Origin of the sequence: Comamonas terrae (assembly GCF_001544075.1) — a bacterium.
Taxonomy (GTDB): Bacteria; Pseudomonadota; Gammaproteobacteria; order Burkholderiales; family Burkholderiaceae_C; genus Comamonas; species Comamonas terrae.
The window spans coordinates 59,551-75,993 of record NZ_BCNT01000006.1 but is presented as its reverse complement, the minus strand read 5'-3'; the positions used below and the strand labels follow the sequence as shown (position 1 = coordinate 75,993).

The 16,443-nt window shown below is 64.2% G+C and carries 14 protein-coding genes and 1 riboswitch; of the genes, 9 read left to right on the top strand and 5 right to left on the bottom strand.

Annotated elements, in window-relative coordinates; translation table 11 throughout:
• Window positions 1–78: 78 nt before the first annotated feature.
• Entirely contained in the window at window positions 79–1,005 is a 927-nt protein-coding gene (locus Cte04_RS10625; RefSeq protein ID WP_083526609.1) for a LysR family transcriptional regulator, read from the bottom strand.
• A gap of 109 nt (window positions 1,006–1,114) precedes the next feature.
• Between Cte04_RS10625 and Cte04_RS10620 the strand changes: the two genes are divergently transcribed.
• The 4 genes from Cte04_RS10620 (at window position 1,115) to Cte04_RS10605 (ending at window position 5,766) form a co-directional block, all read left to right on the top strand.
• Window positions 1,115–2,599 (top strand): nitronate monooxygenase, encoded by a 1,485-nt coding sequence (locus Cte04_RS10620; RefSeq protein WP_066476431.1) that lies wholly within the window; start codon window positions 1,115–1,117, stop codon window positions 2,597–2,599.
• Between the two features lie 70 nt (window positions 2,600–2,669).
• Window positions 2,670–3,911, top strand: coding sequence for a class I SAM-dependent methyltransferase (locus Cte04_RS10615; protein ID WP_066476428.1), 1,242 nt, complete (start codon window positions 2,670–2,672; stop codon window positions 3,909–3,911).
• A 121-nt stretch (window positions 3,912–4,032) separates the two neighbouring features.
• On the top strand, window positions 4,033–4,806 hold the full coding sequence (locus Cte04_RS10610) for an SDR family oxidoreductase (RefSeq protein WP_066476426.1): 774 nt from the start codon (window positions 4,033–4,035) through the stop codon (window positions 4,804–4,806).
• A gap of 42 nt (window positions 4,807–4,848) precedes the next feature.
• Window positions 4,849–5,766: a LysR family transcriptional regulator gene (locus Cte04_RS10605; RefSeq protein WP_066476424.1), complete on the top strand. Its 918-nt coding sequence runs from the start codon at window positions 4,849–4,851 to the stop codon at window positions 5,764–5,766.
• Window positions 5,767–5,784: 18 nt separating this feature from the next.
• Here the strand turns inward: Cte04_RS10605 and Cte04_RS10600 are convergent, their stop codons facing one another.
• Together Cte04_RS10600 and Cte04_RS10595 are read right to left on the bottom strand one after the other, a co-directional pair.
• Complete coding sequence (locus Cte04_RS10600; protein ID WP_066477056.1) at window positions 5,785–6,855, bottom strand: sterol desaturase family protein; 1,071 nt, start codon at window positions 6,853–6,855, stop codon at window positions 5,785–5,787.
• A 260-nt stretch (window positions 6,856–7,115) separates the two neighbouring features.
• Window positions 7,116–8,012 (bottom strand): inositol monophosphatase family protein, encoded by an 897-nt coding sequence (locus tag Cte04_RS10595; RefSeq protein WP_066476422.1) that lies wholly within the window; start codon window positions 8,010–8,012, stop codon window positions 7,116–7,118.
• Between the two features lie 252 nt (window positions 8,013–8,264).
• On the opposite strand from Cte04_RS10595, the gene Cte04_RS10590 reads away from it, so the two are divergent.
• The 4 genes from Cte04_RS10590 (at window position 8,265) to thiC (ending at window position 12,982) form a co-directional block, all read left to right on the top strand.
• Window positions 8,265–9,065 (top strand): RNA methyltransferase, encoded by an 801-nt coding sequence (locus Cte04_RS10590; RefSeq protein ID WP_066476417.1) that lies wholly within the window; start codon window positions 8,265–8,267, stop codon window positions 9,063–9,065.
• Window positions 9,066–9,102: 37 nt separating this feature from the next.
• Window positions 9,103–9,915: a serine O-acetyltransferase gene (gene cysE / locus Cte04_RS10585; protein ID WP_066476415.1), complete on the top strand. Its 813-nt coding sequence runs from the start codon at window positions 9,103–9,105 to the stop codon at window positions 9,913–9,915.
• A gap of 16 nt (window positions 9,916–9,931) precedes the next feature.
• Window positions 9,932–10,591, top strand: a complete 660-nt coding sequence (locus Cte04_RS10580) for a nitroreductase (RefSeq protein WP_066476413.1) — start codon at window positions 9,932–9,934, stop codon at window positions 10,589–10,591.
• Between the two features lie 69 nt (window positions 10,592–10,660).
• Window positions 10,661–10,782: riboswitch (TPP riboswitch) on the top strand.
• A gap of 265 nt (window positions 10,783–11,047) precedes the next feature.
• A complete protein-coding gene (gene thiC, locus Cte04_RS10575) occupies window positions 11,048–12,982 on the top strand; it encodes a phosphomethylpyrimidine synthase ThiC (protein ID WP_066476412.1) in 1,935 nt (644 codons plus the stop codon).
• Here the strand turns inward: thiC and Cte04_RS10570 are convergent.
• A complete protein-coding gene (locus Cte04_RS10570; RefSeq protein ID WP_157081938.1) occupies window positions 12,957–13,199 on the bottom strand; it encodes a hypothetical protein in 243 nt (80 codons plus the stop codon). The two genes, thiC and Cte04_RS10570, sit on opposite strands and share 26 nt — an antisense overlap.
• Before the next feature lie 234 nt (window positions 13,200–13,433).
• Window positions 13,434–14,423, bottom strand: a complete 990-nt coding sequence (locus Cte04_RS10565; RefSeq protein ID WP_066476409.1) for a YiiX/YebB-like N1pC/P60 family cysteine hydrolase — start codon at window positions 14,421–14,423, stop codon at window positions 13,434–13,436.
• 661 nt (window positions 14,424–15,084) lie between these two features.
• Between Cte04_RS10565 and Cte04_RS10560 the strand changes: the two genes are divergently transcribed.
• Complete coding sequence (locus Cte04_RS10560) at window positions 15,085–16,155, top strand: putative endonuclease domain-containing protein (RefSeq protein WP_083526607.1); 1,071 nt, start codon at window positions 15,085–15,087, stop codon at window positions 16,153–16,155.
• Window positions 16,156–16,443 lie beyond the last annotated feature (288 nt).

Here is a 16,443-nt window from a genome sequence, read left to right as displayed (position 1 = left end):
GCAGAGGGTGAGCATTATTGTCCATGCACGGGCTGCGGTCGGCTTGCGGGGTGTTGCGGGCAGGTGGCTGTTACGGTGCTAGCTCTGGGCCGGCATGGCGGATCGGGATGGCACCGTGGCAGGCCGTGCTGTGATCGGTGGGATCGGCCCCGGCGGTTCCTGCATCTGCTGCCGCGCGATCATGCGCAGCCCCTGGCGCGCGCGCGACAGTGCTTCCTCGTCGTGCTCGGCCGCATAGACCGCGCAGACCGAATGGGAGAACTGCGGCGCATGGTGAACGGCGAACAGCTGGCCGCTTGCTATGAAGGGCGCCACCGTGCCCGAGCGGAAATAGCCGGCGCCGCCCACGGTCAGCAGATAGGTCAGGGCCAGCGGGCCCAGCGAAATGGTGACCGGCGCATGGGGCAGGTCGGGAAAGGCTGCACGGTGGCTGGCCGCAAAGCCCGGGCCCCAGTCCACATGGATATAGCGTGCGGGGTCGAGCCGGCCGTCGGCGCTGCTGGTGACCATGACCAGCTTTTCCTCCAGCAGCAGCTCGCAGACCAGGCGCGGCCGCTGCGGGGGGCTGTAGAGCACGGCCATGTCGAGCGAGCCGTCCTCCACGCGGTCCAGCAGCCGGGCCGGCACATCGACATCGGCGCGCAGCGCGACCTCGGGGCAGACATGGTGCATCCAGACCAGCCAGTCGGCCAGCAGCGGGTGCCAGATGCTGGGCTCGCCGCCCACGCTGATGACCTGCTCGCGCCCCGGCGGCAGCGCCACATGCTGGCGTGCGCGCTCCCAGCCCTGCACCAGGCTGGCGGCATGGCGCACGAAGCGCTCGCCGGCCGGCGTCAGCCGGGCGCCGGCCTTGTTGCGCACGAACAGCGGCCGCCCCAGCTGCTGCTCCAGCGTGCGCACGCGGGCACTGATGGCGGTCTGGGTCAGGTGCAGGCGCTCGGCGGCCGCCACGAAGCTGCCGCTGTCGGCGATTTCAAGAAAGGTGCGGGCCAGGTCGATGTCCATGAAATCAGAGCAAAAAAAATGATTTGAAATCAAATAATAATTTGTTTGTGTGCATTGAAGCGAGGGTCCATCATGGGGCTGTCTCCGTTTTTTCCGCAGGAGCCCGTCCATGCACCGATCTTCACCACAAGCTTCACCCTTGCCGCGCACGGCGCTGTGCGAGCTGCTGGGCTGCCGCCATCCCGTGCTGCTGGCGGGCATGGGCGGTGTTTCGCGCGCGGAACTGGTGGCCGCGGTGACCGAGGCCGGTGGCTTCGGCTTTCTGGGCATGGTGCGCGAGCCGCTGGCGCTGATCCGCACCGAGGTGGAGCACGTGCGTCGGCGCACGGACCGGCCCTTCGGCGTGAACCTGATTCCCGCGGCCACCGATCCGCAGCTGTTGCATGAGCAGGTGGCGCTGTGCATTGCGCTGCGGGTGCCGGTGGTGGGGCTGTTCTGGGATGTGCATCATGCGGTGATCGCCCGGCTGCGCGAGGCAGGCACCGTGGTCGTCCACCAGGTCGGCTCGGCGGGCGAGGCGCTGCTGGCGCAGGAGGCGGGAGCCCAGGCATTGATTGCCCAGGGCGTGGAAGCCGGCGGCCATGTGCGCGGGCGCCTGCCGCTGGCGCAGCTGCTGCCCCAGGTGCTGTCGGTGGCCGGCGTGCCCGTGGCGGCGGCGGGCGGCCTGGCCGACGGGCGCGATGTGGCGCGCGTGCTGGCCCAGGGAGCGCAGGCTGCCGTGCTGGGCACGGCCCTGCTGGCCACGCAGGAGTCCTTTGCGCACGACTACCACAAGCAGCGCGTGGTGCAGGCCCGTGCGGGGGACACGGTGCTGACCGAGGATTTCCACATCAACTGGCCGCCGCATGCGGCCGTGCGGGTGCTGGCCAACAGCGTGACGCGCTGCGAGCGCGGCGATCCTTGCGCGGCCGGGCGCACCGTGATCGGCGAGGAAGAGGGGCGGCCCATCTATCTGTTCAGCACCGATTCGCCGCTGCGCTCCATGACCGGCAACTTTGAAGCCATGGCCCTGTATGCGGGCAAAGGGGTGGACCGCATCACCTCGGTCGAGCCAGCGGGCGAATGCGTGTCGCGCATCGTGGCCGAGGCGGCCCGGCACTGGCGGCTGCTGGAAGGCGAGCCGGTGGAAGTGGCCTCGCCGGTCTGCTATGCGGCCGATGTGGAGCGCGACCGCCATGCGCCCGTCATCGCGCGGCTGGACGAGCTGCTGGAGGCCGAACGCGCCGGCGCGCGCGTGACGCTGCGCAGCGCCGCCCAGGCGCAGGACGGTGAGATGCGCGAACTGATCGAGGCCGTGCACCGCGACGAGGTCCAGTGGTGCGCCATGCTGATGCGCGCCATCCGCAGCCTGCAGGGCACGCCCAGCTCGCGCACCGGCGATTTCTACGACAAGGCCATGGCCTTCGAGAAGCTGGACGAGCGCCTGGCCTTTCTGAACCGCGGCCAGGGCTGGGTGGTCAAGAAGCTGCGCGAGCTGCTGCCCATGGTGGACGATGCGTCCATACGCGAAGGCTTGGCCGAGATGCTGCGGGCCCACGAGGCCAACCTGGACAAGGTCAACCGTCGCCTGGGACTGGTGCGTCCTGCACATTGACGCGGTTCCGTCACAGGCGGGTGCAAGACTTGAATGAATCGGGGGGGGCTTGGCATCAAGGAGGTTCCGGATGTTCTGGGAGAAAAAGCTTGCGCAATGGGCGCAGCAGGTGAGGGCGCAGACCAATGTGCCGGCCCGGCTGGTGTTGTGGAACGGGCTGCAGCTCGACTTCGGCGAGTTCGCCGCGCCCCGGGTTACGATCAAGGTCCGCAGTGCGACCGCGCTGCCCATGCTGCTGGCCCCCAGCCTGGACCACCTCGGCGAAGCCTACGTCAAGGGCCTGCTCGACATCGACGGGAGCCTGGCCGACATCATCCACGTCAGCTATGCGCTGGCGCGCAGCTCGGCAGCGGGAACGGGCGGGGCCGCGGGCCGGCTGGCGCGCGTGGCGCGGCATTGGAGCCACAGCAAGGCCAGCGACCGCAAGGCCATCCAGTACCACTACGACGTCTCCAACGACTTCTACAAGCTCTGGCTCGACGAGAGCATGGTGTATTCCTGTGCCTATTTCGAGAACGGCGACGAGGACCTGGCAATCGCCCAGCGCAAGAAGATCGACCACATCCTGACCAAGATCCGGCTGCAACCCGGTCAGCGCCTGCTGGACATAGGCTGCGGCTGGGGGGCGCTGGTGCTGCGCGCGGCCAGCCGCTTCGGCGCACAGTGCGTGGGCGTGACGCTGTCGCGCAACCAGTTCGAGCTGGCGACCGAGCGCGTGAAGGCCGCGGGCCTGCAGGACCGCGTCGAGATCCGCCTGCAGGACTACCGCGACGTGCCGGGACAGTTCGACCGCATCACCAGCGTCGGCATGTTTGAGCATGTGGGGCGCGAGCACCTGCCGCTGTATTTCTCGCGCATGCATGACCTGCTGGCCGACGACGGCATGGCGCTCAACCACGGCATCACCCTCACCGATGCGGACAGCGGCGCAGTCGTGCCGGAAGGCGGCGATTTCATCGACCGCTATGTGTTTCCCGACGGCGAGCTGCCGCATATCAGCCTGGCTCTGGAATGCATGCAGCGCGGCGGCCTGGAAGTGCTGGACGTGGAAAACCTGCGCCGGCACTATGTGCGCACGCTGTCGATCTGGTCCGGGAATTTCGAGTCGCATGCGCAGCAGATCCGCGCGCTGGTGGATGAGCAGAGGCTCCGCATCTGGCGCGTGTACCTGGCCGGCTGCGCCCATGCGTTCGAGAACGACGATGTGTCCATCTTCCAGGTCCTGTGCCGCAAGGCCGGGCGCAGCGCGCAGCAGATTCCCTGGTCGCGCCGCTACATGTACGACAGCGGCAGGCCTCCGGGCCAGCCTTGAGGGCGGGATTGTTCGCGCTTGCTGGATGATCCATCCCGGCACCGGCGGTTTATCGCCGGTGCCCATCTGCCTAAGCTGGGAGCCGTCTTCAACAGTTCCCATCGACATGCAAGGAGCATCCATGGCAGACCATTCCATCCGCGACAAGGTCGTACTGATTGCCGGCGGCGCCAAGAACCTGGGCGGGCTGGTTGCCCGCGATCTGGCGGCCCAGGGCGCTAAGGCCATAGCCATCCACTACAACAGTGCGTCCTCCCGGGCCGATGCCGAGGCCACGGTGGCCGCCGTGCAGGCTGCCGGTGCGAAGGCCGTGGCGCTGCAGGGCGACCTGACAAGCGCGGCCGCGGTCGAGAAGCTGTTTGCCGACGCCGTGGCGGCCGTGGGCCGGCCAGATATCGCCATCAACACCGTGGGCAAGGTGCTCAAGAAGCCGCTGGTGGAGATTTCCGAGGCCGAGTACGACGAGATGACAGCCGTCAACAGCAAGACGGCCTTCTTCTTTCTCAAGGAAGCCGGCAGGCATGTGAACGACAACGGCAAGATCGTGACGCTGGTGACCTCGCTGCTGGGCGCGTTCACGCCGTTCTATTCCTCGTATGCGGGCACCAAGGCCCCGGTCGAGCATTTCACGCGCGCGGCGGCCAAGGAGTTCGGCGCGCGCGGCATTTCGGTCACGGCCGTGGGGCCGGGCCCCATGGACACGCCGTTCTTCTACGGCCAGGAAGGCGCGGATGCCGTGGCCTACCACCGGACGGCTGCGGCGCTGTCGCCGTTCTCGCCCTCGGGCCTCACGCACATCGAGGACGTGGTGCCTTTCATCCGCCACCTGGTCAGCGACGGCTGGTGGATCACCGGGCAGACGATCCTGATCAATGGCGGCTACACCACCAAGTAGGAACGTGCTGCAGCGGACCGGTGCCGGTTATGCTGCATTGCCATGGACAGAATCGACCGGTATCGCATCTTCGTGCAGGTGGCAGAGATGGGCAGCTTCATCAAGGCGGCCCATGCGCTGGAGCTGCCGCGCGCCACCGTATCGGCGGCCGTGCAGCAGCTGGAGGCCCAGGTCGGCGCACGGCTGCTGCACCGGACCACGCGCCAGGTCAGCCTGACGGCCGACGGCGCGCTGCTGCTGGCGCGGGCGCGCGCCCTGCTGGCCGAGGCCGAGGACATGGAGCAGATGTTCCATGCGCGCGTGCGCCAGGCCGCGGGCCGGCTGCGCGTGGATGTGCCCAGCCGCATTGCGCGCCGCCTGCTGGCTCCCGCATTGCCGGGCCTGCTGCGTGCGCATCCGGCGCTGCGGCTGGTGCTGGGCTCCAGCGACCGGGCGGTGGACCTGGTCCAGGAGGGCGTGGACTGCGTGGTGCGCATAGGCGCTTTGCAGGACAGCAGTCTGGTCGTGCGCCCGCTGGGCCGCATCGCGCTGATCAACTGCGCAAGCCCCGCTTATCTGCGCGAGCATGGCCGCCCCGATGCACCTGCCGATCTGGCGCATGGCCACTGGAGCGTGGGCTATGCATCGCCGCATACGGGGCGCGAACTGCCCTGGAGCTATGTGGAGCAGGGCCGCGGACCCGAGGGCGAGCAGACGCAGGCCCTGCCGAGCCGCGTAGTGGTCAACAATGCCGAAAGCTATATCGCCTGCTGCGAGGCCGGGCTGGGGCTGATCCAGATCCCGCGCTACGACGTGCAGCATCTGCTCGATGCGGGCCGCCTCGTCGAAGTCATGCCGGCCTGCCGCTGCGCGCCCATGCCCGTGGCGCTGCTGTATCCGCATCGCCACCAGCGTTCGCGGCGGCTGGCGGTATTCATCGAATGGTTCGAGGCGCTGATGCGCCCCCACCTGGAACCCTGAACGCTTCGGCTCACGGCCCTATTGCAGTTCGGGGCGCGATCCCGCGGGAGAGGGCACGGGCTGGACGGGGTCCTCGTCGTGGATGGGCCGGTAGCCGGGCCCGAACGACACATCGCCCAGGCGCCAGCCCGCGCGGCAGGTAAATGCGCCCCAGAAGCGGCGCAGCGTGTACCACTGCATGCCGATCAGGCCGCGTTCGTTGTCGGCATCCACCTCGGGGTCGCTCACGCCCGTGGGGCGCAGTTCCTCGCCATGGTAGAGCGCGGTGCCGAACAGCTGGTCCCACCAGGGCAGCACCTGGCCGAAGTTGCAGTTGTGGCGCTCGGGCCGGTCGGGGTCGCGCAGCATGTGGTGGTTGCGGTGAAAGCGCGGTCCCACCAGCAGGCGCTCGCCGAGCCAGCCCAGCCAGCCCAGGCGCAGTGCCACGTTGGCATGCGAGAAGTTCTGCACCAGTTCGCTGAGCAGGCCCAGCAGCGCGAACTCCGAGGGCTCCACGCCCATTGCCAGGCCCACGGTGGCGAGGATGAACGATTGCAGCATGCCGTCCAGGTAGTTGCTGCGGTCGTTGCTCCAGCAGCTCATCTGGCGCTGGCTGTGGTGCATGCTGTGCATGGCCCACCACCAGGGAATGGCGTGCTGGGCGCGGTGCATCCAGTAGTACACGCAGTCGTAGACCACGTAGTACACGGCAAACAGCACATAGGGATGCTGCTCGAACCAGGGAAACCAGGCCTTGAGGCCGCTGGCTTCCTCGGTGGACGGCCCACCGCCGAGCAGATGGGCAAAGGGCATGAGCACCAGGAAACTGAACAACGGAAACAGCCCCAGCAGCATGAGCAGGGTGTAGTGGCGGTCCACCGTGGTGTGGCGGCGGTCGGCCCAGCGCTCGGCCGGCATCAGGCTCTCCAGCGGGCGCATCACGCCGGCGATCAGTAGCAGCTGCAGCGCCGCGATCAGCATCGCCTCGGCGATCTCGCGCGGATCGCCTGCGGCCTGCGCGATGTCCAGCGCGGAAACCACGGGAATCACCGCGTGCGTGGAAATCCAGTGAATGGCCGAAGCCCAATGCTGGCTGAAGAAATCGGTCATGAACCCCATACCTGTCGCGTATCTCAAGAATGGCCCGCCATGCTTGCGCGCTGGCGTGCAGCCGCAGTCCCTGTGCGGCCCCCGACGGGACGCTTTTGCCCTGGGACGGTCCGGCGGCAAAAACAGCGGCGGCGCCCGGGGCGGCAAGAGCGCAATTCTTGCCGGGGTTTTTGCGGATTGTGTGGAGATGGCGGTGCGCTGCCGCAACAAAAAAGCCCAGTCCGGGGGACTGGGCTGGGCGGCCGTGGGCGACCTTGTCCTTATTCGGCGTCGCCGTCCGGGCCTTCGGCTTCAGCGGGTTCGGCAGCGGCGTCCAGGGACTGGCGCACCTCGGCCTTTTCGCCGGCACTGGCGAATTTGCTGTACTTGCCGATCACGGGAATCAGGGCACCGTAGATGCGCGGATTGGCGGCCAGGCATTCCTTCTGTTCCAGGAAGTCGGCTTCGCCCGTGAAATTGCCCACCAGGCCCCCGGCCTCGGTCACCAGCAGCGAGCCGGCGGCCACGTCCCAGATCGACAGGCCGGACTCGAAGAAGCCGTCGGCAAAGCCGGCAGCCACATAGGCCAGGTCCAGCGCCGCGGCGCCGGGGCGGCGCACGCCGGCGGTGCGCTGCATCACGTCGCCCAGCATCTGCATGTACTGCTTGAAGTTGTCGCCGCGGCGGAAGGGGAAGCCCGTGGAGATCAGGCAGTCCTTGAGCTGGGTGCGCTTGGAGACGCGGATGCGGCGCTCGTTGAGGAAGGCGCCGCGGCCGCGCGTGGCCGTGAACAGGTCGTTGCGCGAGGGGTCGTACACCACGGCGTGCTCGATCTTGCCCTTGTAGGCCAGCGCAATGCTCACGCAGTACACGGGGAAGCCGTGGATGAAGTTGGTGGTGCCGTCCAGCGGATCGATGATCCAGACGTAGTCGGAGTTCCGGGAGCCATGCTCGCTGCCCGATTCCTCGGCCAGGATGGCGTGCTGGGGATAGGCGCCCAGCAGCGTCTCGATGATGACGCGCTCGGAAGCCTGGTCCACCTCGGTCACAAAGTCGTTCACCTGCTTTTGCGCAACGCGCACCGATTCCACATCGAGTGCGGCACGGTTGATAAGGGCGCCAGCGGCGCGTGCAGCCTTGATGGCCACGTTGAGCATGGGGTGCAGGTTGGACGACATAAATTGTGAGGGCGTTGGCGGGGCAGCCCGCGGCAAAGGCGGGCCGTACTACGCGGGTAAGAGCGGGAAACGCCACCACCGGCGATGCGGGGCGGCGACAATAGGGCGCAATTGTAGCCAGAGTGCGATTTTTCTGCTGCGCTGGCCGCATGCCCATGAGCGTCGCACAAAAGGCTTGCCCGGCAGGCCGTTTTTTTGCTAGGCGCCATTCTGCCCGAGGGCCGCAGCGGCCCTGCCTCGATTCCTACTTTGATGAAAACCCGATTCGTACTGATTGAAACCAGCCACGCCGGCAATGTGGGCGCTGCGGCGCGCGCGCTCAAGACCATGGGCTTTGACGACATGGTGCTGGTGCGCCCGCGCTACGGCAACGTGCTGCGCAAGGAGGAAACCATACAGCGCGCCAGCGGCGCCCTCGATGTGCTGGGCAATGCCCGCGTGGTGGAGACGCTGGACGAGGCCCTGGACGGCGTCAGCCACCTGTGCGCCACGGCCATGACGCCGCGCGATTTCGGCCCCCCCACGCGCACGCCGCGCGAGCATTTCGATCTGCTCCTCAAAGGGGAGCTGGATACGCGCTCCACTCCTGAGGCTGAGGGCGATTCGACCGATAACCAGCCCACGGCCGGTGCGGCCTGCAACCAGAAGGGGGTGGCCTTTCTCTTCGGCTGCGAGCGCTTCGGCATGAGCAACGACGACGTGTACCGCTGCGACGTGGCGCTGTCGATTCCCTCCAATCCGCAGTTCGGCTCGCTGAACCTGGGCGCGGCCATCCAGGTCGTGGCCTACGAATGGCGCCAGGCACTGGGCGGCTTTCCCGTGGTGGAGCACACGCCCGAGGCACACCGCGCCGACGCGGCCCAGGTGCAGGGCATGCTGGGCCACTGGCAGGAGGCGCTCACGCATATCGGCTTTCTCGATCCGGCCGCGCCCAAGAAGCTCATGCCGCGCCTGAACCAGCTTTTCAACCGCGCGCAGCTGACGCAGGAGGAAATCCACATTCTTCGCGGTGTTGCCAAAGCCATGCTGCAGAGCCAGCCGCCAACCCGCTAGACTTCACAAGCTAAACATTTCCTCACGTTGTTATTTGATGCTTGATCGCCTGCGCTCCGACATCCAGTGCATTCTCGACCGCGACCCCGCGGCCCGCAGCACCTGGGAGGTCATCACCTGTTATCCGGGGCTGCATGCGATCTGGCTGCAGCGGCCCGCGCACTGGTGCTGGACGCACGGCCTCAAATGGCTGGGGCGCTTCATCTCCCACATGGGCCGCTGGCTGACCGGCATCGAGATCCACCCCGGCGCGGTCATCGGCCGCCAGGTCTTCATCGACCACGGCATGGGCGTCGTGATCGGCGAGACGGCCGTTGTCGGCGACGGCTGCACCATCTACCACGGCGTCACGCTGGGCGGCACCTCGCTGTACAAGGGCGCCAAGCGCCATCCCACGCTGGGCAAGAACGTGGTGGTCAGCGCCGGCGCCAAGGTGCTGGGCGGCTTCGAGGTGGGCGACAACGCCAAGATCGGCAGCAATGCCGTGGTCATCAAGCCCGTGCCCGAAGGTGCGACGGCCGTGGGCATTCCCGCGCGCATCATCCCCAGCAAGAACGGCCACAGCGCCGATGTGACCGAGCACGACCACGCGAAGGCCGAAAGCGGGCAGTCCGTGCCCAAGGCCGAGGGCTTCACCGCCTACGGCGTGACGGCCGAGGTCGACCCCGTGGCCCAGGCCATGCGTAGCCTTTCCGAGGGCGCGGCCTGCCATGAAAAGCAGATCGCGCTGCTGTGGGAGGCGCTGGAGAAACTCTCGGCGCGCAGCAAGATGGACGATTGCGTGCCCTGCGAGTCCGAACGGCCCCAGGCCTTCGAGAAGGACAAGATCGACCAGATCATGGGCAAGTAAGCAAGGACCACCCGAAATGGACGTCAGCCAGGCATTGCAGCAGCGCCGCTCGGTGCGCGCATTCCTTTCCAGGCCCGTGGACGCGGCTCTGGTGCGCGAGTTGCTGGAGGGCGCCGCGCAGGCGCCGTCCGGCGGCAATCTCCAGCCCTGGCGCGTGACCGCGTTGGGCGGCAGCGCGCTCGAAGAACTCAACGAGCAGGCGCGTGTGGCCGAGCCCCGGCCGCGTCCCGGCCTGTCCTATCCGCCCCAGCTCTGGGACCCGTACCGCACGCGCCGTTATGCCAATGGGGAGGACCTGTACCGCTCACTGGGCATCTCGCGCGAGGACAAGGCCGCGCGGCTCGCGCAATTCGCCAAGAACGGCGAGCTGTTCGGTGCGCCCGTGGGCGTGTTCGTGGCCGTGGAGGAACGCATGGGCCATGCGCAGTGGGTGGATCTGGGCATCTATCTGCAATCGCTGATGCTGCTGGCCTGCGAAAAAGGCCTGGCCACCTGCGCCCAGGGCTTCTGGCGCATGTACAACGACCTGCTGGTCAGGCACCTGGACCTGCCCGAGGGCTACCAGATCGCCTTCGGCATCGCGCTCGGCTACGAGGACACCGCGGCGCCCATCAACCAATGGCGCTCCACGCGCGCGCCGGCGGCCGAGTGGTGCGTGCTGCGCGGCTTCGATTGAAGCGCCGCAGGTCAGAAGTGTTGCAACACCGCCATCCGATGCCGGCCGGCGCGGCCGTGGCCTATACTGGCGGCTGCTCCGGGGTGTGCGCAAGCACTGAGATGCCTGTGGCGGCGAAAGCCGCTGCATGAGGCGAACCCGACGAACTTGATCCGGTTCATACCGGCGGAAGAAGAGCGGGACCCTGCAGCAGGGCCCATGTGGAAGAAGAGGGCGCAGGCCGTTTTCCCCCGCATGTGCCGTGCCACCCCAGGCAACTCGCGCTTCGGGGAGGGGCCATGGACGGCCACCCCGGGGCGTGGCTATCCAGGGCGAAACCCCCAGCGGTTTCGGGCCGGGAGGATGACGGCGGCAAGCCGCTCATGCCTCGGGCAGTGAGGGAGGCCAAAGGCCTCGGCACAAGGGCAGCGAATTCCTCGGAGCGTTTATCCACGCACAGCTCTTGAGGAGACCGCCATGAACGCCCCCGATCCCATCTTCACCCCGGCTGCCGGCAATGCGCCTGACTCCGCGCGCTTCGCAGAACTGCTGGCCCAGTCGCGCCAGCCCTTTCCGGCTTCCACCAAGAGCTACCTGACCGGCAGCCTGCATCCGAATGTGCGCGTGCCCGTGCGCGACATCGCGCTCACCAACGGCGAGCAGGTCAGCGTGTACGACACTTCGGGCCCCTACACAGATCCCTCGGTGACCATCGACGTGCGCCAGGGCCTGCCCACCGTGCGCAGCACCTGGATCGAGCTGCGCGGCGACAGCGAGTACTACAGCGGCCGCCAGCGCGTGGCGCTGGACGACGGCGGCAAGCGCGGTGAGGAAGATACGCGCGTGGCCCAGCTGCGCGCCGAGGCGGCCGCACTGCAGCGCCAGCCGCGCCGCGCCAAGTCGGGTGGCAACGTGACCCAGATGCACTATGCCCGCCGCGGCATCATCACGCCCGAGATGGAATACGTGGCGCTGCGCGAGAACGGCCGCCGCGAATGGATGGCCGAGTACCAGCAGGACGCGGCCCGCGAGGCCCGCCTGGCCGGCAACAGTCTGGGCGCCGCCATCCCCAAGATCATCACGCCCGAATTCGTGCGCGACGAAGTGGCGCGCGGCCGCGCCATCATCCCGGCCAACATCAACCACCCCGAGATCGAGCCCATGGCCATCGGGCGCAACTTCAAGGTCAAGATCAACGCCAACATCGGCAACTCGGCCGTCACCTCGAGCATCGAGGAGGAAGTCGAGAAGCTGGTCTGGGCGATCCGCTGGGGCGCCGACAACGTGATGGACCTGTCCACCGGCAAGAACATCCACACCACGCGCGACTGGATCATCCGCAACTCGCCCGTGCCCATCGGCACCGTGCCGATCTACCAGGCGCTGGAGAAGGTCGGCGGCATCGCCGAGGACCTGACCTGGGAGATCTTCCGCGACACGCTGGTCGAGCAGGCCGAGCAGGGCGTGGACTACTTCACCATCCATGCCGGCGTGCGGCTGGCCTACATCCACCTCACGGCCCAGCGCCGCACCGGCATCGTCTCGCGCGGCGGCTCCATCATGGCCAAGTGGTGCATGGCCCACCACCGCGAGAGCTTCCTGTACGAGCACTTCGAAGACATCTGCGACATCATGAAGCAGTACGACGTGAGCTTCTCGCTGGGCGACGGCCTGCGCCCCGGCTGCGCGTCCGACGCCAACGACGAGGCCCAGTTCGCCGAGCTGAAGACGCTGGGCGAGCTGACCCAGACCGCCTGGAAGCACGACGTGCAGACCATGATCGAAGGCCCCGGCCACGTGCCCATGCACATGATCCAGGCCAACATGACCGAGCAGCTCAAGCACTGCCACGAGGCGCCGTTCTACACCCTGGGGCCGCTGACCATCGACATCGCGCCCGGCTACGACCACATCGCATCGGCCATCGGCGCGGCCATGATCGGCTGGTTCGGCACCGCCATGCTGTGCTACGTGACGCCCAAGGAGCACCTGGGCTTGCCCGACCGCGACGACGTCAAGCAGGGCATCATCGCCTACAAGATCGCGGCCCACGCCGCCGACGTGGCAAAGGGCCACCCGGGCGCGCGCTCGCGCGACGATGCACTGAGCCAGGCGCGCTTCGACTTCCGCTGGGAAGATCAGTTCAACCTGGGCCTGGACCCGGACACGGCGCGCGAGTTCCACGACGAGACCCTGCCCAAGGACAGCGCCAAGGTGGCGCACTTTTGCTCCATGTGCGGACCCAAGTTCTGCTCGATGAAGATCACTCAGGAAGTGCGCGACTTCGCCAAGGCCCAGGGCGTGGCCGAAGAACAGGGCATTGCCGTGGGCATGCAGGCCAAGGCCGAGGAATTCAACAAGGCGGGCGGTGACTTCTATATCCCGATCATGTCGGATACCACGGCGCGTTGAGTTGCAGCGAAAAATGGCTGTAGTGCTTGATCATCAAGCGCTGGCAGCTATCAAATAAAAAGCGCAGGCTGGCCTGCGCTTTTTTTTGTTGGCGCTGGGATTCTGACTGCTGTACGGCTGTAACTCGTTGCAGCCGTCCGAGGCTGGTTAACCGATGTCTGTTGTGCAGCGGTTGCTGCTGCTCACTGCTGCATCGTGATCTATCGATCACAGCCACATAGTGGTCATCCGAGCTCCTAGGCTGACGGCTGCCCAACGACAGGTTTTAGGCGAGCAGCCGTCAGTGCAGCCCGAGGGAGTGCTGGAGGTCCGCTATTGCGGCTCATGAACAGGCGTTGCCGACCCATTGCGGTCGGTCGCAGTGTGTTGCATCAACCGATTGAATCCGCCAGCGATAGCGGTCAGTCAGCGGCGGCGCGTTGACTGACCGCTATCGACCTGGCAAATGGATCTACTTCGCCAACCAGCTTTCCGCGACCAAGCGACGCAGTTGCACTCCTTCAACGAGGTTCTCATGCAATTGGGCCATTGCCAGGAAGCTTTTTAGTGGGGAGCTCTGTGCTTTCTGCCGCCATGCATGGAGACTTCGACCCCAATGATCAAAGTCACCATTGTCAATGTCGCGAAGCGAATCCAAGCAGTAGTTTTTGAGATCCGGTAGAAGATTGGGCTCCTTGCTCGCCAACTCCTTCATGGCATCAAGGTCGTATCGCCAGTTGAACTCTTGCCGTTCACGTTGCCAGAAATCGAGGTAACCCGATGACTTCAATGCTGCGTGAACTTGATCATCAAACTCCTGGTTCGATACTAGGAGCGCCAGGGCATCGTTGATCGACTCAACCTTGGGGGCGAAGGACCTCACTTGTTGCAAGAATGCATTGGTGACTTGAAGCATTCCATCTGCTCGGTTGGGGCGGCTCTCGATCTCAGCTATTTCCTCAGCAGAAATCTCAACCGCGGGGCTAGGGAGTTCCTGGAGCCAAGGCGAGCCTTTCAGTTGTTCTGGCGTACAGAAGTCAGGGTTGTCGACTAGCTGTATGCCTGCCTCTGCATACGCCCGCGCCACAAGGCGAGAGCAAAACTGCTTCACCCCTCCGCTGCCTTTCGGTTTGGTCACTGAGCGCACGGCCTCACGAAGTGCGTACGTCGTGCCGATCGCAGAGCGGGCATAGGCGATGATCGTTTGCCTTTGCTCGACAGTTAGGGGCTTGATTGGACGAAGTGCGTAGATGGCGCAGTCATTCTCGTAGAAGACCTTCTGCAAATTGCGAGCGTGGACTCCATCTGACGTCGAGTCGATAACGGAGCTATTCGCCACGTAGAGCATCGCGTGAGAGATATCGCTCTTGGTACCGGTACGGACAGACCAGCTCCTAGCTCCTTGGCTCGTAGTCAACAGAATGTCGCCCAACTGAAGCCGTCTGTAGTCAATTGCTTTCATGGTTTCTCCCTCTAGCTTTGATACTCTATATTTTGCCGGCATATTCTGCTACGGATGCACCATCTTGAAGACTAATTCCACGCTGATGCCAACACCTAGGCACAAACGTCATGTTCTACATGCCACGTGCTGCACGTATAGAGGCGGGATGAGCCACAGCCTATTGGGTTGACTAGGCATGTCAAGCTGGAACGGATGCGTCTAGGACGCCATGAGTGTGGTCGCAAAAGTGGATGCTCAACAACTGGGCAATGAGCGTCAGCTCCCGGTATGGACCGGCTGCTCGCGACCACGCGCTGGACGACTGCTTCTGGCCGCTTGCACCAGTTCGTTCTTGTCACAGATAGCAGTCATTCGGGTCGCGTGTTGTCCCAACCCGAACGACCGCTGTCAGGATGCGTGTCGAGTTCACACTGTCGGCCATTAGCTGACTCCGGGAGGACTTTCAGCAACCTGCCGTTCGGTGTGGCACCGTTGGCCTTCGCGCAGGGGTTGTGAATCCGCCAGGATTGACTTGTGCTGTCCTACCTCTCACTATTCGTAAACTATTGAAGTTCAGTGCACGGATTTTTTCGTTATTCTTACCCGGCGCTCAAGCCGACCCGCCTGCGGCTGTCGGCTTATTTTATTCGTTATACAGATTCATAGCATGGAGTTTTGAGTGTCGGACGAGGAAATAAAGAACATAGAAAACCGCCCGGAAGAACTCGCTGGGCTGCCCTTCTATCAGGACTTACCGCCTATGCCGGTCAGGATTGATCTAGAGGGAACTATTGGTGAATTCTTGAACTATGACATTTTCCAGCTTGACGGGGTTCAGCCATTAGAAAAACGACACATGGAGGCAAATAACGGAGTCATAGGTGTAAATGCCTCTACAGAGTCGATTGCTATCTATAAAGAGGAACAGGTTAATTTTCAGCTTATCTACGTTGTCGTCAACGCTTACGGTTTTAGAGAGGTCAATGGTGAGCTAGTCGGCAAACCGTACTGTGTTTCTCTATTGCCGGCTAGTAAACGTGGCGAAATATCCTCCGTTCCACCGGAATGGATAGAGAGTATCGACCTTGAGCGAATGGGTGGGGTTCCAAAGTTGTATAAGGGATTTAATCCGTTCAGAGGTGCTTTTGGTCTACATATATTAGGGATGCATGATTATTCAAAAATAGAGTCAGACATGCTTGGTTTTGTGCACAGTATATATGCACTCTCGGACAGGTTTGAACATAGCGAAGTGCTCTTGCCGGGGATTCCAATGCTGCAAGGCCATAATCAGGTCTTGAATGATTATAAGAAATATAGAAATAACTGGTATTTCAAGCCTTTTAAAAAACTGAAACCTAGAAAGATATGGGGTTGCGACTCTCCTATTGAGCTGTTTCTCATTCATGCAATGGATTCCATCGGCCTGAACCCAGAGCTGCAAACTATTATCTGCGAAGATGGATTTACAGTCCCCAGCTTCCATAAGCTTTGGGAAAACCATAAATCTCGAAAACGCCTGAAAACTATAACTGACGCTGACTTCTACTTCCCGGAAAAAAAGCTGGCTGTATTTTGTGACTCAGTTGCGCACCATTATTCGCCAGAGGCGATAAAGAAGGATCAGGCGATTGATGAGAAGCTCAAAAAAATAGGTATTAGGAGTTTACGAATCTGTGGCCGTGATATTGCTCAATCGCCTATGGAGTCAGCGCGGCTTGTCGAAACTGAGTTGAATAAATCCGTATAACCAGTGGCTATTGTCGGACGCACCTTCGCTGCGCTTCGGCACGCCGCAAAGCCAAGCGTTGCACGACAGCTTTCCCAAGAGCTCTACGGCTGCTCAGGGTCGTCAGGACCAGTTCGCAGCTTACGAAAGCTGCCGTTCAGGTTGTCTGGCACACTGCGTCCAGCGAGTTTCCGGTTTGAGGCGTACCGCGGACGTCTGGTCAGAAAGCGGGTCAACGTCTGGTATCGGCGGCAGCGGTCACAGGCTTGCCAAAGCTCAGCGGCGGTAATCAGCCTGAAGCAGTCAGCT